At 62.4% G+C, this 18,430-nt stretch carries 17 protein-coding genes; 14 read left to right on the top strand and 3 right to left on the bottom strand.

Annotated features, from left to right (window positions below; all coding sequences use genetic code 11):
• Positions 1 to 68: 68 nt before the first annotated feature.
• Positions 69 to 1,004: a choline ABC transporter substrate-binding protein gene (locus tag EN851_RS11000; RefSeq protein WP_135929219.1), complete on the bottom strand. Its 936-nt coding sequence runs from the start codon at positions 1,002 to 1,004 to the stop codon at positions 69 to 71.
• Between the two features lie 404 nt (positions 1,005 to 1,408).
• Here EN851_RS11000 and EN851_RS11005 point away from each other — a divergent pair, with 404 nt between their 5' ends.
• From EN851_RS11005 to EN851_RS11050, 10 genes are all read left to right on the top strand, one after another.
• Positions 1,409 to 2,020 carry a thymidine kinase gene (locus EN851_RS11005; RefSeq protein ID WP_127278094.1) on the top strand — a complete coding sequence of 204 codons (612 nt, stop codon included), beginning with the start codon at positions 1,409 to 1,411 and terminating at the stop codon, positions 2,018 to 2,020.
• Between the two features lie 131 nt (positions 2,021 to 2,151).
• Positions 2,152 to 2,541 carry a cytochrome c family protein gene (locus tag EN851_RS11010; protein ID WP_127869783.1) on the top strand — a complete coding sequence of 130 codons (390 nt, stop codon included), beginning with the start codon at positions 2,152 to 2,154 and terminating at the stop codon, positions 2,539 to 2,541.
• Between the two features lie 318 nt (positions 2,542 to 2,859).
• On the top strand, positions 2,860 to 3,948 hold the full coding sequence (locus EN851_RS11015; protein WP_027143401.1) for a hypothetical protein: 1,089 nt from the start codon (positions 2,860 to 2,862) through the stop codon (positions 3,946 to 3,948).
• 40 nt (positions 3,949 to 3,988) lie between these two features.
• A complete protein-coding gene (locus tag EN851_RS11020) occupies positions 3,989 to 5,134 on the top strand; it encodes a hypothetical protein (protein WP_135881228.1) in 1,146 nt (381 codons plus the stop codon).
• Between the two features lie 48 nt (positions 5,135 to 5,182).
• Positions 5,183 to 5,974: a Fic family protein gene (locus tag EN851_RS11025; RefSeq protein WP_127281006.1), complete on the top strand. Its 792-nt coding sequence runs from the start codon at positions 5,183 to 5,185 to the stop codon at positions 5,972 to 5,974.
• 2 nt (positions 5,975 to 5,976) lie between these two features.
• Complete coding sequence (locus EN851_RS11030; RefSeq protein ID WP_135929220.1) at positions 5,977 to 7,887, top strand: ATP-binding protein; 1,911 nt, start codon at positions 5,977 to 5,979, stop codon at positions 7,885 to 7,887.
• Between the two features lie 116 nt (positions 7,888 to 8,003).
• A complete protein-coding gene (locus tag EN851_RS11035) occupies positions 8,004 to 8,420 on the top strand; it encodes a DUF559 domain-containing protein (RefSeq protein ID WP_135881460.1) in 417 nt (138 codons plus the stop codon).
• A 109-nt stretch (positions 8,421 to 8,529) separates the two neighbouring features.
• On the top strand, positions 8,530 to 9,831 hold the full coding sequence (locus tag EN851_RS11040; protein WP_135929221.1) for a DUF6638 family protein: 1,302 nt from the start codon (positions 8,530 to 8,532) through the stop codon (positions 9,829 to 9,831).
• A 102-nt stretch (positions 9,832 to 9,933) separates the two neighbouring features.
• Entirely contained in the window at positions 9,934 to 11,058 is a 1,125-nt protein-coding gene (locus EN851_RS11045) for a DUF2333 family protein (RefSeq protein ID WP_127279963.1), read from the top strand.
• A gap of 367 nt (positions 11,059 to 11,425) precedes the next feature.
• Positions 11,426 to 13,105: a formate--tetrahydrofolate ligase gene (locus EN851_RS11050; protein WP_127869788.1), complete on the top strand. Its 1,680-nt coding sequence runs from the start codon at positions 11,426 to 11,428 to the stop codon at positions 13,103 to 13,105.
• 66 nt (positions 13,106 to 13,171) lie between these two features.
• On the opposite strand, the gene EN851_RS11055 is transcribed toward EN851_RS11050, so the two are convergent.
• Positions 13,172 to 13,816, bottom strand: coding sequence for a cysteine hydrolase family protein (locus EN851_RS11055; protein WP_135929222.1), 645 nt, complete (start codon positions 13,814 to 13,816; stop codon positions 13,172 to 13,174).
• A 127-nt stretch (positions 13,817 to 13,943) separates the two neighbouring features.
• On the opposite strand from EN851_RS11055, the gene EN851_RS11060 reads away from it, so the two are divergent.
• Positions 13,944 to 14,933, top strand: a complete 990-nt coding sequence (locus tag EN851_RS11060) for a helix-turn-helix domain-containing protein (RefSeq protein ID WP_135929223.1) — start codon at positions 13,944 to 13,946, stop codon at positions 14,931 to 14,933.
• Between the two features lie 18 nt (positions 14,934 to 14,951).
• Here EN851_RS11060 and EN851_RS11065 read toward each other — a convergent pair whose 3' ends face one another.
• Positions 14,952 to 15,509 carry a sugar O-acetyltransferase gene (locus EN851_RS11065; protein WP_135929224.1) on the bottom strand — a complete coding sequence of 186 codons (558 nt, stop codon included), beginning with the start codon at positions 15,507 to 15,509 and terminating at the stop codon, positions 14,952 to 14,954.
• Between the two features lie 272 nt (positions 15,510 to 15,781).
• Here EN851_RS11065 and EN851_RS11070 point away from each other — a divergent pair, with 272 nt between their 5' ends.
• The 3 genes from EN851_RS11070 (at position 15,782) to EN851_RS11080 (ending at position 18,415) form a co-directional block, all read left to right on the top strand.
• A complete protein-coding gene (locus EN851_RS11070) occupies positions 15,782 to 16,429 on the top strand; it encodes a glutathione S-transferase family protein (RefSeq protein ID WP_135929225.1) in 648 nt (215 codons plus the stop codon).
• 151 nt (positions 16,430 to 16,580) lie between these two features.
• Complete coding sequence (locus tag EN851_RS11075; protein WP_135915173.1) at positions 16,581 to 17,042, top strand: DUF4126 domain-containing protein; 462 nt, start codon at positions 16,581 to 16,583, stop codon at positions 17,040 to 17,042.
• The gene (locus tag EN851_RS11080) at positions 17,039 to 18,415 is read left to right on the top strand and encodes an FAD-containing oxidoreductase (protein WP_135915172.1); all 1,377 of its coding nucleotides are present in this window, start codon (positions 17,039 to 17,041) and stop codon (positions 18,413 to 18,415) included. The genes EN851_RS11075 and EN851_RS11080 overlap by 4 nt, the downstream gene beginning before the upstream one ends.
• Positions 18,416 to 18,430 lie beyond the last annotated feature (15 nt).

The raw sequence follows: 18,430 nt of genomic DNA on the forward strand, positions 1-18,430 counted from the left end.
ATATGAAAAAGGGCAGCCTTTTCCAGTGGCTGCCCTGTTTTTGAGGTCATGCCGAAATCAAAGCCGGCTCAGCCTCCGAGCGCGGTCTTGACCGCCGCCGCCGGGTCGCCGCCGTCGAAGGTGGTCACGCCGGCGATCCAGGGCTTGACCGCATCCGGGTTTTTCTTCAGCCAGTCGGTTGCCACCTTGTTGGCATCGCTGCCCTTCAGGATGGCGTCCATCATCTGGCCTTCCATATCCAGATTGAACTTCAGGTTGGTGATGAACTTGCCGACGTTCGGGCACTCGGTCGTGTAGCCCTTGCGCACGTTGGTCGAGACGGTGGCGGCGCCGAAACCGCTGTCGCCCATGCCGTCGAGATAGGTGATCTTCATGGCGCCCATCACAGGATGCGGCGTCCAGCCGAGGAAGGCGATCCACTCATTGTTCTTCATCGACTGCTCGGCCTGCGTCAGCATGCCGGCCTCCGAGGATTCGACCAGTTCGAACCCGTCGAGATTGTCCTTCGGGTTCTTGATCATGTCGAGGATGATGCGATTACCGTCATTGCCGGCCTCGATGCCGTAGATCTTGCCGTTGAACTTGTCCTTGAACTTGCCGAGATCGGTTAGCGTCTTGACGCCGGCATCCGCGACATAGGTCGGCACGACGATGCCGTAACCGGCGCCGGCCAGGTTCTGGCTGACGGTCTCGACCGAACCGTCGGCCGTGTAGTCCTTGATGTCGTTGGTCATCGACGGCATCCAGTTGCCGAGGAAGACGTCGAGGTCCTTGTTCTTCAGCGACGCATAGGTCACCGGAACCGAGAGCTGGATCACCTGCGGCTCGTAGCCGAGCGCGGTGAGCAGCACCGAGGCCAGCCCGGTGGTGGCCTGGATGTCGGTCCAGCCGACATCGGAGAGGCGAACCGCCTTGCAGCTTGCCGGATCGCCGGCGAAGGCGGCACTCGTGGACAGGAAGGCCGCCAAGCCGAGGCCGGCGACGAAGGAATTCATACGCGACATCTGTATTCTCCCATTGCGATTCTTTGGCGAAGCGAAGTTACGGTTTTTGTGTCCGCCTTGTTTCGTCAGCCAAACACCATTCTGGAGTGGTTTCAAGCGCTAAGACAATCACGATCAACGGCGCTGGCTGGCCAATCAGCGACACCGCTGACGCTTTCCGTGCCAAGCCTAAGCGCAATCTGCCTCGGCAACGGCGGCTTTTTCAGGGGAATGCGGCGGCGGCCCCTCCCCGCGCGGCGGCAAGTCGGCTTAAGGTCTGTTTGGATTCAGGTCAGGCCGCACCGAAAATGGTGGGCTCCGAGAACCGGAGCGGAGCGTACTTTGAGTACGCGAGCACCGGAAGCGCAGGAACCGCCTTTTGCAGGCCGGCCTCACCTGAATATGAACAGACCTTAAAGGGCGGCATGGCCAAGCTTTATTTCCATTACGCGACGATGAACGCCGGCAAGACGACCATGCTGTTGCAGGCATCGTACAATTACCGCGAGCGCGGCATGACGACGATGCTGTTCGTCGCCGGCCATTACCGCAAGGGCGATACCGGCCTGATCTCGTCGCGCATCGGGCTGGAGACGGAAGCCGAGATGTTCCGGGACGGCGACGACCTGTTCGCCCGCGTGGCCGAGCATCACCAGCACACGGCGGTGCATTGCATCTTCGTCGATGAGGCGCAGTTCCTGGAGGAGGAGCAGGTCTGGCAGCTTGCCCGCATCGCCGACCGGCTCAACATCCCGGTCATGTGCTATGGCCTGCGCACCGATTTCCAGGGCAAGTTGTTTCCCGGCTCGCGCGCGCTGCTGGCGATCGCCGACGATCTGCGCGAAGTGCGCACCATCTGCCGCTGCGGCCGCAAGGCGACCATGGTCGTGCGCCTCGGTCCCGACGGCAAGGTGGCCCGGCAGGGCGAACAGGTGGCGATCGGCAAGGATGTCTATGTCTCGCTCTGCCGCCGCCACTGGGAAGAGGAAATGGGCCGCGCCGCACCCGACGACTTCATCGGCTTCGTCAGCGGTTGAAACGAAGGCCCGCTGGACGTCGGCCTCGGGTAGCCGGCTGCCACCTCTTGCAGCCACGCCATTCTATGGTGCCTTTGTTAAGGTCAGCGCCGTATTTTCACGCGCTCAGCCAGAACTCTCCGGGGTCAGCCATGCTTCGAGCCGTCTTGTCCGCCAGCCTTCTTTTGCTTGCCACTTCCCTTGCCGCCCGGGCCGGAGGCGATCCCATCCTGGGCAAACATGTCTTCAATCGGTGCATGGCCTGTCATGAGGCGGCGACCGACCACGACAAGGTCGGCCCGCATCTGATGGGCGTCGTCGGCCGCAAGGCGGGGACCGCCGAAAGCTTCCTCGGCCATTATTCGGATGCCATGAAGAACGCGGGGGCTGCCGGTCTCGTGTGGGACGAGGCAAATCTTGCCGAATACCTCAAATCGCCCAAGCTGAAGGTGCCCGGCAACAGGATGGCCTTTGGCGGCCTGGGCAATGACGACGACATCGCCAACGTCATCGCTTATCTGAAAGCCGATCCCAAGCCCTGAGCAGCCGTTCGTTGTCGGACGGGGCGACTTGTGCGCGCCGGGTCGGGGCTGCAAAGCGCCAGTTGTTGTCGAGTTTCAGAACGATCCGCTTCGGCGTCGACTGATTGCTTTGCCGGCATGAAAGTTCAAAATCAGCTGAACCAGGCTTGGCCGGCCAGTTGATCCCGCCATGACCACGGCTCCATTACCATTCAAGGGTTCGGCCGAATATTTGTTTTCGCGCCGCGCACTCTCTTCACGTCTTTCAATCCCCTGATACCCCACATATATTCGCCGCTGTTCGCAACCAGCGAGCGGAAGCCGAAGCGGGAGGCCCCTATGGCGACATTGCAGAATTTCGATGCCGAAATTGCCAAGACCAAGCAGGTCGTCCAGGATATGCGCACCAAGATCGAGCAATCCGGCACCGTGCTCGACACGCTCGCAACCGCCGACAAGAAGATTGGCGACGCCAATTTCGACATCGAGAACGCCCGCATCGAGGATGTGCTGAAGCAGCAGAAGGTGATGGAAGGCAACATCGCCGACCTGATCATCGGGCTCGAGGACGCCACCAATGTCTTCGGCGCCGAGTTCGAGAGCATGAAGAACTATACCGGCTGGGAAAACTTCGTCGGCGTTTTTTCGGCGCAGCGCAAGCAGCGCATGCGCACCGACCGCGTGCGCAACATGTCGCTCGCCGGCAATTTGCAGGAACTGCTGGCCAAGTCCGACACCATCGTCGGCATATTGAAGGCGCAGAAGGAAGTTCTCGACCAGCGCTACAAGACCTCCGAGGCCAGCCTGTCGCAGGTTATCGAACGCCGCAAGACCACCATGACCAACCTCGAAGCCGTGCAGAAGCGCATCGAGGAGCTCAATCCGATGTTGCTCGACATTGAGAACAAGATCGCCGCCTCGACCAGCCAGAAGGACCGCACGCAGCTCGAGGGCGAGCGCTCCAAGCTCGCCACCGAATACAATGAAAAGCAGGCCAAGGAGCAGGAGCTGCTGGCCGAAAGCCAGACGCTGGAGCGCTACACCTCGATGTTCCAGACCTTTGTCGATTCGCTCAACAACCAGATCGCCGCGCAGTCGACGCTGATCAACAAGCTGACCATCGATACCGAGCAGCGCATCGTGCTGTACAAGGCTTTGGAAGATTCCTTGAAGACCGCCGCCCAGCAGGACGTCGCCCACAAGATCAACACGCTGGGCAGCCAGGTCGACAACACCGCCGAGGAAACCATGGCCGGCATCGGCGCCGCCTCGCAGAAGCACATTGGTGACCTGCTGGAGATGCACGAGAAGAACATGGTGGCCAGCGCCGACATCCAGCGCCGCAAGAAGCTGGCCGACGATGCCTTCGCCCGCCGCTTCGACGAGGTGCTGAAGAAGCACAATTCGGCCAACTACGTGCAGTCATAATTGCCGCGCGCACCGGTGCGACAATCCCAGGGCTGACAGCATGACCCCCGAAAACGACGCTGCGGCGCGGTATTTCTCGGCAATCACGGCCGCGCTTAGCGGCCTTGAAGTGTTCATGCGCGACGACCGCTCGCCGCTCTACCGGCACGGCATCGTCGCCAGGATCGTTGCCGAATACATCGCCCGGCTCGACAAGTCCTTCTCCTGCTGGCGCAATCGGCTGGGCTTCATGGACACGTTCCGCATTTCGCGCGCCGAAAGCGGTTTCCCGGTGTTCCAGAACCTGCTCGAACTGGAGAACGACCGCCGGCAGGCTGATGCACGCCTTGCCAACATCCCGCTGGCCGGCGAACTGCGCGAGGAGATGGCCGACTTCATCCTGCGCCACAAGGCGTTCCCCGAGGCGCTGCAGAAATCGATGGCCGAGCGGCTCTATCTCGAGGACGTCAAGAGCGAACAGACCTTCGGTCCGTTCACGCTGGCGCAGACAGCCAAGGTGTCGGTCAATCCGAAGACGGCGCGGCCTTATTATCTGGTCCACTGGGCGACCTTCGACGGCAGCGCCAACTTGCCCTTGATCTACATGGTGACGGTGGAGGATTCCTCGGAAAGCATGGTCAGCCAGCTTGTCGACCGGAGCGGCAAGCTCAACGACAAGGTCGACATTCCGCTGCCGGTCGACGGCTTGCTCAACCCCGAGCTTGCCCACCGTTTCGACGATTTCACCGAGAAGAACTCGGCCTATACGCTGTCGCCGGCGACCATCGCCGTCAACCTCGACAAGGATTTCGAGCCACTGCACCCCAAGCAGTTGAGGCGCGTGGTGCTCGGCCCCTTCTATTCGGCAGGCATTACCGACAACAATTCGACGGTGACGGAAGTGCTGGCCAAGGTGCGCAAGCCGGAAAACGCCTGGCTTTTGACCTGGACCATCCAGGAGGTCTACTCCAAGGGCGAGAAGCCCGGCCGCAGGGGCCTATTCTCCAGCGAGAAGACGACGCAGGAATTCTTCATCAACACCGACGACCTGGAGGCCGCGCGCCAAGGCGTATCGAGCTACGAAAACCACGCGCTGATCCCGCACGAGGCCTACCAGGCGCTCTACGCCGCCGGCGAAGCACAGAAGATTTTTGCCGGCTACAAGGTTCACATCCTGTCGAATGGACAGGTGATATCGGATGTCTAGGAACCTGCTTTGCGTCATTGAAAACCACACAGCACCGAGGCGCCAGCAATGACCGCCGCAGCTAAAATATCCGGCAAGAAGCGGCAGCTCGATGCGCTCAAGAGGAGAGTTCGGCCCGGCGCCCTGGAAGGCTTGGAACACAGCCAGCGTATCGACATAACGTACACGTCGAACGCGATCGAGGGAAATACACTGACGGCGGGCGAGACAGCCCTCGTTCTGGAAAAAGGCATCACGATCAGTGGCAAGCCGCTCAAGGATCACCTCGAGGCAATCGACCACGCGCGCGCATTGAGTTGGGTACTCGAAATCGCTTCAAAGGACGACCATCCGATCATGGAGGCGGACATCCGCAATCTTCATCATCTGGTCGTGGCGAATTCCAAGCCGGAGATAGCCGGCCAATACGCCGACAGCGCTCGTTACGTGAATACGAATGTCGGCGTATTCAATTTTCCCGCCCCCGTGGAGATTCCAGCGCTGATGGAGGTTTTTTGCCGGTGGTTGAGCGCAGCGCCAAGCACGCCACGAACTGCCTTCGAGGCTCATCGGCGCTTTGTCGCCATTCACCCGTTCAACGACGGCAACGGACGTACAGCGCGCCTTTTGATGAATCTGGTGTTGGCACGCGGTGGATACCCGCCGGTAGCGATCCGCCCGGAAGATCGCCCCGATTACATTGCAGCGCTTGAGATCGACCAGAGCGGCGGCGGGCACATTGCTTTCGACAAGCTGCTTTTCGAAAGGCTGGATCAGACTTTGGACATCTATCTGGACGCAGCGCGTCAGGCGCAGGATCGTTCTGCGGAAGCCGGGAAAGTAATCCCGATAAGGAGCTGACCATGGACACCGGCCTGACCACCATTCCGGAAGCGGCGATCGAAAAGCACCGCGCCACCGCGCAGAGCTTCATCACCCGCATCGTGGTGCTGGAGGATCCCTCGCGCGAATCCGGCACCGCACTCGCCGGCACCAACCGGCGCTTCGTCTCCACCGTTTCGGTCGGCTCGGTGCGCCGCACGCGCGAGGTCGAGCTGTCGAAGACCGTCGGCGCCGTCCATCCCGACGACCAGTTGCTGACCATCCCGCAGCACACGCTGCTCTATCGCGCCCGGCGCGGCACGGCGATCGCGCTTGCGGTATCGGACGTGTTCGCCGAAGGCTCCGATCTCGAGAGCCTGCAGGCCAGGAACACCCGCGCCCCGCTCGAAGGCGACGAGGCGTCCGCCTTCAAGAAACTGCTGTCGGCTTCGGCCTATATCTCGGCCTTCAGCCTGTCGTCCTATCTGTTCCAGCTGATCGACAGCGACGGCGAGGCGCCAAACGACATTCCGGAACCCGACTTCCTGTTCGACACGCCGCAGGATGCGGTGAAGTCGATCCTGGCAGGCCTCGACAAGGCAATAGCGGGCTCGTCCGACGACACCGACCTGATGACCAGGGAGCGTGCCTTTGCCCGCGTCGCCATCGACGGGCTTTTGGCGCGCAAGGGCCGCTTCGACGGCATCGGCCCGTTCGAGAACGCCCATATCCGCATCGACGCCGACGACTTCACCCTCGACGGCTTCGATGTCGCGCCGGGCAAACGCTCGAAGCCGCTGGTGATGACCTTCAAGACGCCGGAAGAGGTCGTCGGCAACCACATCGCCAAATACCAGTCGGTCAAGCTCGCCAAGATGCTGATGGCCTATGATTTCGAGCGCGAGCTGAACCCTTTCGTGGAACTCGGCGGCTTCCTGTTCACCTTCATCGGCGACGGCGCGCCCGGCACCGGCAAGACGACGCTGATCCAGATGATCGCCGGCCTCGTCAACGGCTATTGCCAGGTTGCCGGCTATCCCTTCGCCTATGAGAATTTCGGCGTCGACCAGATTTCGTCCTACCAGGGCAAGTCGGGCCAGAACTGCCGCCAGTTCATCAACAATGTCTTGAACCCGCGCGTCATCGGCTTCGGCACCATCGACGACATCGACCAGGTGGCCGCCAGACGCTCCGACGACCGCGCCTCGGCCGGCCAGCAGGAGATCACCGGCGTGCTGATGGATGCCTTCGCCGGTGCCGCCACCGTGGTGCGCGGCAATTGCTCGTTCGGCATGTTCTCCAACTACCCGGAAAACGTCGACGACGCGCTGCGCCAGCGCGCCGGCGCCCGCTGGCTGGTCGACGGGCCGCAGACGCGGGACGACTATATCGACATCTTCGTGCTGCTCGCCGGCAAGAACCACGAGATCCCTCTGGGCAAGCACGAGCTATACGCGGCGCAGGAAATCCAGCGCGCCGTGACCGAGGCCTATGAGGAGCATGAAAAGCCGCAGGAGGAAGGGCTGATGCGGGTCTATGAGCGCTACATGAAGGAAAACGGCGCGCCCAGGACCATGGCCGACATCGGCACCTACCTGCATCTGATCAAGGATGCCGAACCGCGCTTCACCGGCCGCGCCATCAAGAACGTCACCGACGCCATCAAGATGCGCGCCATGGACATCGAGCTTCCCGACGACTGGTTCGAGAAGCCGGAAGCCTTCATGCACAAGAGCTACGACGACAAGAAAGCGATGATCGAGGACCTGCGCGGTCCGTTCTCGATGGACATGGTCATGCAGGAGATCAACCGCTACGCCGACAGCGAGTTCCGGTATTCCGACAAATCCGACGATGCCGCGGTGGAAAAGCTGCTGCGTGACGCAAGGCTGCGCGAACGCGCCGCGCGTGAGATGGAGGAGATGAAGAAGAAGGGTCTGTGGAATGCGTAATGTTCGGTCGTCACGCCAATGGACAGTCCTTCGCGCCGTTGAAGGACAAGGAGCCAGCGCTGACGCCCCCCTCTCCCCGTTCTTCACGGGGAGAGGGTAAGGGTCAGGGGCAGCGCATGCGTGGACCAGAAATCGAAACAACAGGGCGGGCGAGACGTCTACGCCAGTCGGACAACGACGCCGAGAACGCGCTTTGGATGGAGTTGCGCGGACGCAGGCTGAACGGCCACAAATTTGTGCGACAGTTTCCGATAGGCAACTACTTTGCTGATTTTGCTTGCAGGGACAGCCAGTTGGTCGTCGAGGTCGACGGCAGACAGCATGTCGACAGCAAGTACGATCAGACGAGAGATCGCTTCATGGTTTCAAATGATTGGTCTGTACTCCGCTTTTGGAACGTCGACGTATTAAAGGAGCGAGACGCGGTGCTTGAGACGATATTGGCAGCTATCGAACAGCGCCTCGATCGTCATATCGAGACGAGTGAGCTTCGATTCATCGCTGCAAGAAGCTATGGGGAGACATATCCTTGACTGTCGGCGCCGCCCCTCACCCTTACCCTCTCCCCGTGAAGAACGGGGAGAGGGGGACGTCGGCGTTGGCGCTTCATCTTGTGAGGCAAAATTTCTCGGACTTCTCGAGATGACCACCAAAAAACCCGACCTCCTTCGCGACAACGAGCTCATCTACGGGCGTCTGCTCCCCGTCGACGAAGCCCATCTCATCCAGCGCTACAACAAGGCGCTGGCCGCTTTCGGCCTCAAGCCCACCAAGCTGAAGAGCTTCCAGATCGACCGCACCGGCTTTTCTCCCGAAGTGGCCGAGGAGTGTGGCGACTACGACTATCTCGACCCCAACGAGGTCAACCGCCGCTTCATCATCCTGACGCCGTCGCAGATCGACCTGCCGGTGGTGCACACCGCCTTCTCCAACACCTCGCAGCTGATGTTCGAGTTCATGTCCAGGAACCAGCGCGCCATCGACGCGCTGACCATCAAGGACGTCATCTACGGCGAGATCGAGGATTCCGTTCCCAAGGTCAACGACATCGAGGATCTGCTGTCGATCAACCAGGTCGAGTTCAAGGTGCTGTCGGCGGAAGACGTGCTGGGCAAGGCCGCGGAACTCGGCAAGCTCGTCGACCGGCTGAAGCAGGAGCCCGACGCCTGGCGCGACAATGCCATGCTGACCCGCATGGTCGAACTCGCCAAGGTCTGCGGCGACATCCGCGAGAACGCGCTGGTGCCGGACCAGGTGATCTTCCGCCACAACGCCTACTGGACCAGCCATTTCGGCGGGCTCTACGTGTTCGTCGATCCCGACATGACGACGGTGATCAGCGATCCGGCCGCTCCTGGCTTCCGCCGCTCGCGGCCCTGGCAGGTGAGCTATCTCTCGATCAAGGATGCCGACAAGGTGTTCAAATTCCTGGCAGCCACCGGCCGTATCGAACTGCCGCGCGCCTCCTGGATCGAGGCCTCGGGCTACCTCGAGCATCGCGCCGAAATGGTGGTGCGCGCGCTGATCCGCGACGCCGAGCCGGACCGCAATTTGACCGATGTCGACAAGGTCTGGCTGCAGACCTGGATCCAGAGCCACGCCGACCTGATCACCAAGGACGGCAATTTTCCCTTTCTCAACGCCGCCAAGCGCGAGATCGCGCAGCTCGGCCACCTCAAGATCGAGGATGTCTTCCCCCAGCAGCGCTTCCTGGTGGTCCGCGCCAAACCGGACCACCCCGACGCCTGGCTGACCAACCGGCTGATCTCGGATTTCGTGCCGTCGGACTTCGTCTCGCGCTACATCTTCAACAAGGACGGCTTCTACAAGGACTATGACGGCTTCAGCGACGCCTGGCGATCGCATGTTGTGGACGTTCTGAAAACCACATATTTGAAGGACAAGGTGGCGTTTCGCACACGCCTCTACGGCCTGACCGACTAGAACGAAATGAACCGTCATTCCGTTCTAACTTGTTGTTTTGGTGCATGATGTTATCCAAAAAGTCTGCAACTTTTTGGCATCATGTTGGGGGGTGACATCGCCATGCTCGATCCGATCGTGAACTTCTTCACCGGGATTTTCCAGTGGATCGGCCGCGGCATCGGCCTTTTGATCGGCGTGATCCTGTGGCCGTTCATGTGGGCCGGGCGCTGGTACGGTCAGCGCGGCTGGATCCTGAAGGCGATAGTCGGCCTGGCCCTTTTGGTACTGATCGGCCTCTACGCCAACTTCTTCTACGCCACCCAGTGGTGGAACAATTTCAACCCGAACTACCCGGACACCTATACGTTCGAGAAGCGCAATGTTTCGGCCGGTGAGCAGGTGGCCGCCGGGACCGGCACGGACACGGCCAAGACTTGCGGCAACTCCGGCATCGCCCAAGTAGCGGCGGACCTGACGGACTTCAACGTCAACCAGAATGCCTGGATTTCGTCGATGATCCTCTACAAGCTCGGCCTGTTCGGCATCGACTGGGACAACACCCCGTGGATGGACAACAAGGCCTCTTTCCAGCGCGGCATCAACCAGGCGGTGCGGCGCACGGCGACCGAGCTTGCCGACAATCTCGGCCGCGTCCGCACCACCTCGCAGATCGACGCCGACCTGCAGGACGCGCGCGGCAATCTGCAGTTCGACGAATACACCTGGTATTTCGGCGTGAGCCCGTTCGGGCCGAAGACGCCGACACCGAGCTACTATCGCGACGCGGTGCGCAAGCTGCGTTCGTTCAATGCCCGGCTCGCCACCTGTCAGGCCACTTTCGATGCCCGCGCCGACAATCTGAAGCAGTATATCGACCGCATCGCCAGTGACATCGGCTCGACTTCCGCCATCCTCAAGGAGCGCGCCGAGAACCACAACAATGGCTGGTTCGACACCCGCGCCGACGACCGCTACTGGTTCGCCTATGGCCAGCTCTATGCCTATTACGGCCTTATGAAGGGCGCCCAGGCCGATTTTGAGGACGTCCTCAAGGAAAAGCACCTGCAGAGCCTCTGGGATACGATGGACGCGCAGTTCGTGTCGGCCCTGCGTATCCAGCCCTTCATCATCGCCAACGGTCGCGAGGACGGCTGGCTGCTGCCGACGCATCTGACGACGATGGGCTTCTACATCCTGCGGGTGCGCTCCAACATGGTCGAAATCAGTAACGTACTGACGCAGTAACGGCATTGGCGGGCAGCGACGGCCCAATGCATGTCGCCCAAAAGTGATCCCGGTTTTGGGAGAACGACATGCATCAGAGATGGCGAATTTGCGCCGTCGCGTCTGTCGCATTCCGTGCATTGTGCGGCTGTTTTGAGACGGCGGAAGCGTCCCTGCTCTGGCTTCTATACGGCGCGGCAAGCGGAGCCATAAAGAACCGGGGATAGGTCGGCCCGCCGCAGAGGAATTTTCTCTATAGGAAACATAGTTGCATGAAAGTTGACGCAACCGCAGCGACAGGGTTAGATGCCCGCGCGTCCGGTTCCAGCCTTCTTGCAAGAGACATCAACCCCGTCCCCTCCACCGTCCAATCCAGAGGAAAGCCGTCATGGCCGAAGTGAAGTCCGACATCGAGATCGCGCGTGGCGCCAAGAAAAAGCAGATCCAGGAGATCGGCCAGAAGATCGGCATCCCGACCGAGCATCTGCTGCCCTACGGCCACGACAAGGCCAAGATCTCAGCCGAATTCATCAAGTCGGTAAAGGGCAACAAGGACGGCAAGCTGATCCTCGTCACCGCCATCAACCCGACGCCTGCCGGCGAAGGCAAGACCACCACCACCGTGGGCCTCGGCGACGGCCTGAACCGCATCGGCAAGAAGGCGATCGTCTGCATTCGCGAAGCCTCGCTCGGCCCGAATTTCGGCGTCAAGGGCGGTGCCGCCGGCGGCGGCTACGCGCAGGTGGTCCCGATGGAGGACATGAACCTCCACTTCACCGGCGACTTTCACGCCATCACCACGGCGCACAACCTTCTGTCGGCGCTGATCGACAACCACATCTACTGGGGCAATGAACTCGGCATCGACACCCGCCGCGTGGTGTGGCGCCGCGTCATGGACATGAACGACCGCGCGCTGCGCGAGATCATCGCCTCGCTCGGCGGCGTCGCCAACGGTTTCCCGCGCGAAGCCGGCTTCGACATCACCGTCGCCTCCGAAGTCATGGCGATCCTGTGCCTCGCTACCGACCTGAAGGATCTGGAAAAGCGCCTCGGCGACATCATCGTCGCCTATCGCCGCGACAAGACGCCGGTTTTCGCCCGCGACCTCAAGGCCGACGGCGCCATGGCCGTGCTGCTCAAGGACGCCATGCAGCCGAACCTGGTACAGACGCTGGAGAACAACCCGGCTTTCGTCCATGGCGGCCCGTTCGCCAATATCGCGCATGGCTGCAACTCGGTCGTCGCCACCACTACGGCGCTGAAGCTCGCCGACTACGTCGTCACCGAAGCCGGCTTCGGCGCCGATCTTGGCGCCGAGAAATTCTTCGACATCAAGTGCCGCAAGGCGGGCCTGAAGCCGGCGGCAGCCGTCATCGTCGCCACCGTGCGCGCCATGAAGATGAATGGCGGCGTCAAGAAGGAAGACCTCGGCAAGGAAAACATCGAGGCGGTGAAGAAGGGCTGCGCCAATCTCGGCCGCCACATCGAGAACATCCGCCAGTTCGGCGTGCCGGCGGTGGTTGCCATCAACCACTTCTATTCCGACACCGACGCCGAGATTCAGGCGATGAAGGACTATGTCGCCTCGATGGGCGAAGAGGCTATCCTGTGCAAGCACTGGGCCAAGGGCTCTGCCGGCATCGAGGACCTCGCCAACAAGGTGGTGGCGCTGGCCGAATCCGGCGCCTCGCAGTTCGCGCCGCTCTATCCCGATGCCATGCCGTTGTTCGAGAAGATCAACACCATCGTGCAGCGAATCTATCGCGGCTCGGAGGCGATCGCCGACAAGTCGGTGCGCGACCAGTTGCACGCCTGGGAGCAGGCCGGCTACGGCAATCTGCCGGTGTGCATGGCCAAAACCCAGTACTCCTTCTCGACGGATCCAAACCTGCGCGGTGCGCCGACCGGCCACACCGTGCCGGTGCGCGAGGTCAGGCTTTCGGCCGGCGCGGGCTTCGTCGTCATCATCTGCGGCGAGGTCATGACCATGCCTGGCCTGCCAAGCAAGCCGTCGTCGGAGAAGATCTTCCTCAACGAGGCCGGCCAGATCGAAGGCCTGTTCTGATCCTTTGTCCCGACAATTGAAAAGGGCGCCGCATCGCCGCGGCGCCCTTTTTGTTTGCGGATCGTGCTACGCGGCGCTGCGCGCCAGTGCCCGCTGGTTGGACACGTAGATGGTGTCGCGTTCTGGCAGCGTGCCGGTCTTCAGGCAGTCGATCCATTCGGCGGTCTTGAGCACGGCAGCGAAACGGGACTGCAGGATGATGCTCACCACGCGATGGATTTCCTCGGCCGAGGCATAGCCGGCGCTGTTGGCGTAGGGCACCGAACCGGTTGCGTCGGACAGGAACTCGACCGCGAAGCCCATATGCACGGCGTGGATGATGGTCGACAGGTCGCAATTGTGCGTCATGTAACCGATGACCGCGATCGTATCGACGGCGTTGGCGCGCAGCCAGGCCTCGAGATCGGTGCCGGTAAAGGCACTCGGCAAATTCTTCTCGACATAGTGGTCGCGACGACGCTTGGCGATCTCGGGATGCAGTTCGCCGCCATGGCTGTCCTTGGCGAAGATCGGCGACGTCTCGGGCGCCATCTGCTTGACGACCACCACCTTGATGCCGGCAGCGGCGGCGGCATCCATGGCGCGTGTCACGTTGACGACGCTGTCGCGGAACGGCGGATGCTGGATGGCCAGGTTGCCGCCGTCATAGTCGTTCTGGACGTCGATGACGACGAGCGCCCGGCGCGGCGCGGTGTTGGCTAGGTCAGACATGGTGTTTTCCTTCCGGCTTGAATGCGACGGACCGAAAATAGGATGGTTGGCGGGCAGTCAAAAGTGGCCCGATTGACATCATTCGAAAGAATTGGGACAATCCGCATTCACACTGGAAAATCGCCTCATGACCGCTCCGATCATCGCCGTCCTCGCCTTCGACGGCATCAGCCCGTTCCATCTCTCCGTGCCTTGCCTGGTGTTTGGCGCGGACCGCACCGGCCTTGGCCTGCCGCGCTTCGACTTCCGTGTCTGCGGGATCGAGGAAGGGCTGATCCGGACCGATGCCGGGCTGAGCATCCTGGTCCCGCACGGGCTTGCCGCGCTCGAGGACGCCGATATGGTCATCATCCCGAGCTGGAAGGATCTCGAGGCGCCTCTGGCCAAACCGCTCGAGGACGCGCTCGGCCGCGCCCACCGGCGCGGCGCGCTGATCGTGGGCCTGTGTCTCGGCACCTTTGGCATCGCCGCCGCCGGCCTGCTTTCGGGCCGAAAAGCCACCACCCATTGGGCCTATACGGAGCAGTTGCGGGCTCTCCACCCAGACATTTCGGTCGATGCCGACGTGCTCTATGTCGATGACGGCGACATCGTCACCTCCGCCGGCGTCGCCGCCGGGCTCGACTGCTGCCTGCACATCGTGCGTGCCCGCTATGGCGCGGAGGCGGCACTGCGGCTCGCGCGGCACGTCGTGCTTTCGCCGCACCGGCAGGGTGGACAGGCGCAGTTCATCGAACGCCCCGTGGCAAAAAGCGCCAAGGCCGACCGCTTCACCGGGGCGCTGGACGCGGTTCGCGCGACGCTTGGCGAAACGCACAGCCTCGACAGCGTCGCCGAAGCCGCCGGCCTGACGCGGCGCACCTTCACCCGGCGCTTCCAGAAATCGATCGGCACCAGTTTTGGCGACTGGCTGACCAGCCAGCGGGTCGAACTGGCGCAGCGCTTGCTGGAAGCGACGGAGAAATCGATGGACATCGTCGCCTTCGAGGCCGGCTTCGGCAGTGCCACATCGCTGCGCCAGCACTTTTCCGCGCGGCTCAGGACGTCACCGGCGCAGTACCGGCGTGAATTTTCCAGGCGGAGCGAGCGGGACGAGGCGCGCGCCCTGTCGCATTGATTGCCGACGAAAGCACCCTCAACCGCGTTTGATCACCCGCGCCGGATTGCCGACCACGGTCGTGTTCGCCGCCACGTCGCGCGTCACCACCGCCCCGGCTCCCACTATGGCGCCCTCGCCGATGCTGACGCCGCCAAGGATGACGGCGCTGCCGCCGATCCAGGCATTGTCGCCGATCGTGACCGGCCTGGCGATCTCCAGTCCCGCCTGCCGACCTGCCGGCTCCTTGTGGTGCTCGGCACAATAGATCTGCACATTGGGGCCAAGCAGCGTCCCTTTGCCGATGCGCACCGAAGCGGTATCGAGGATGGTACAGCCGGCATTGAGGAAGGCGCCGTCGCCGAGACAGATGTTGAAGCCGTAGGCGCAATGGAAAGGCGCCTCGATGCGGGCGCCCTCGCCCACGCCGCCCAGCAGTGTCCGCAGGGCTGGCCCGAGGTTCCCGCGCTGACGGGGCGGCAGCGTATTGTGTGCGAACACGGCATCCGCGGCCACGGCGCGCAACGCGCCAAGATCGTCATCCAGGCACGTATACCATTCGCCGGCCGCCATTTTCGCACGTTCGCTCACAGCCATGGCAGTGCCTCCGTTTGAGATCACTGCCAAAGCACAGTTGACCCGAACAGAAAAGCGCCGAGGCAAGGACCAAGCCGTAAGCCTATAATCCGGATTGGCCGAAATTTGCGCGCCTTGCGGTCACCGTAAGATCATGACCTTTGATCGCAAGCGGCCATTCGCGGCCTGTTCCGGCGATGAAAATAGTTCAAGACCGCTGTCGATTTCCGGGTACCTCATTCGTCCTTCGATAGGAAGCCGAGGAAATTCGCCCAAGCAAGGAAACGGATGCGATGACGATCACGATCACGGCGTTTGAACGATCGCCCGATGGCGGCAAGGGACTGGCGCGCGATACGCGCGTTCGCTGGGCGCTGGAAGAAGTGGGGCAGCCCTATGAGGTTCGTTTTGTTTCCTTCGCGGGGATGAAGGCGCCCGAGCACCTGGCCATCCACCCCTTCGGCCAGATCCCCACCTATGAGGACGGTTCTCTCTCGCTGTTCGAGACCGGCTCGATCGTCTTTCATCTTGCCGAGCAGCATGCGGGGCTGCTGCCGAAGGAGCGCGATGCCCGCGCGCGTGCGATCACGTGGATGTTTGCCGCATTGAACACCATCGAGCCGCCGGTCCTCGAATTGACCACGGCAAGGATTTTCGAAGCTGACAAGCCCTGGAGCGAGGAGCGCCTGCCGCTGGTAAAGGACCGTGTTCGCGCCCGGCTGGACAGGCTCTCGGCTCATCTGGGCGTCGCCGACTGGCTCGATGATGCGTTCAGCGCCGGCGATCTGTTGATGGTATCGGTGCTGCTGCGACTGAGAATGTCAGGCATTCTGGACGAGTATCAAAACCTGGCTGCCTATGTCGCGCGCGGGGAAGCACGACCCGCTTATATCAGGGCTTTCGCCGCGCAATTTGCGGTCAACGCACCATCAGTCAACTGAAACATTGACTCATGGAGCCGAGCATGTTCGCTCGGCGCTTCCAGCCCGGCTACGTTTGCACGCTTGTGAGTCTACGGCCTAGTCAAATATCCGGCCTATGGTAGCCTGCCGTCTCAGGGCCGTCCCGGCCCGGGATCGAGGGGGATCGACCATGCTCTACATTCTTGCACTTCTGATCGGCGTCATTGCCGGCCTGCGCGCCATGACGGCACCTGCCGCCGTCGCCTGGGGCGCCTATCTCGGCTGGCTGCCGGTTGCCGGCACCTGGGCGAGCTTCATGAGCCATTGGGCGGCTGTCGGCATCTTCACCATCCTGGCCATCGTCGAACTGGTCACCGACCAGCTGCCGTCGACGCCAAGCCGCAAGGTGCCGCAGCAGTTCGGCGCCCGCATCCTGCTCGGCGCCTTCTCTGGCGCGGTGATCGGCGCGGCCGGCGGCGCCACCATCGTGTGCCTGATCGCCGGCGCCATCGGCGCGGTCATCGGCACGCTCGGTGGCGCCGAAGCGCGCGGCCGGCTGGCGGCCGCCTTCGGCAAGGACCCGCCCGCCGCCTTCATCGAGGACGCGGTGGCGATCATCGGCGGGCTGCTGATCGTGGCGGCGGTTGCATGACGACGAAAACCTTCGACGCCATCATCATCGGCGCCGGCCAGGCGGGGTCGCCATTGGCGGGCCGGCTGACGGCCGCCGGCATGAGCGTGGCGCTGGTCGAGCGCAAGCTGGTCGGCGGCACCTGTGTCAACACCGGCTGCATGCCGACCAAGACCATGGTCGCCAGCGCCTATGCCGCGCATCTGGCACGGCGCGCCGCCGACTATGGCGTGACCCTTCCCGGTCCGGTCGGGGTCGACTTTCAAAGGATCAAGGCGCGCAAGGACAAGGTGACGAACGACGCCCGCGGCAATCTGGAGACCTGGATCGCCGGCATGAAGGGCTGCACGCTCTATCGCGGCCACGCGCGCTTCGAATCCGCCAACACGGTGCGCGTCGGCGAAGACCTTTTGACCGCGCCGAAAATCTTCCTCAACACCGGCGGCCGTGCCTCGGTTCCGGACCTGCCCGGCATCCACGACATCGACTACCTGACCAATTCCTCGATGATGGATCTCGACGTGCTGCCGCGCCACCTCATCATCGTCGGCGGCAGCTATATCTCGCTCGAATTCGCGCAGATGTTCCGCCGCTTCGGCTCGGACGTCACCGTCATCGAAAAGAGCCCGCGCCTGACCGGCCGCGAGGACGAGGACGTCTCGGCCGTCATCCTGTCGATCCTCGAAAACGAAGGCATCGCCGTTCATGTCGGCGCCGACGACATCGGCTTCGCCAGACAGGGCGAGGACATTGCCGTGACTTTCTCCGCCGGCCAGCCGCCCGCGATAGGGTCGCATGTGCTGCTGGCGCTGGGACGCACTCCCAACACCGATGACCTCGGCCTCGACAGGGCCGGTGTCGAGGTCGACAAGCGCGGCTTCGTCATTGTCGACGACCAGCTGCGCACCAGCGTGCCCGGCATCTGGGCTATGGGCGATTGCAACGGCAAAGGCGCCTTCACCCACACCTCCTACAACGACTACGAGATCGTCGCCGCCAATCTGCTCGACAATGACCCACGGAGGATCAGCGACCGCATCGAGGCCTATGCGCTCTACATCGACCCGCCGCTCGGCCGCTGCGGCATGACCGAGACGGCGGTGAGGAAATCCGGACGCCGCGTGCTTGTTGGCCAGCGGCCGATGACGCGCGTCGGCCGCGCCGTCGAGAAGGGCGAGACGCAAGGCTTCATGAAGATCCTGGTCGACGCCGACACCAGGGAGATCCTCGGCTGCTCGGTGCTCGGCCCGGGCGGCGACGAGGCGGTGCATTGCGTGCTCGACCTGATGTACGCCAAGGCGCCGGTCGACACGCTGGCGCGCGCGATGCACATTCACCCGAATGTCTCGGAACTGCTGCCCACCATCGCCCAGGAGCTGAAGCCGCTGGCCTGAGCCACTCTCGTCAAG

This window comes from Mesorhizobium sp. M8A.F.Ca.ET.208.01.1.1, assembly GCF_004791315.1.
Taxonomy (GTDB): Bacteria; Pseudomonadota; Alphaproteobacteria; order Rhizobiales; family Rhizobiaceae; genus Mesorhizobium.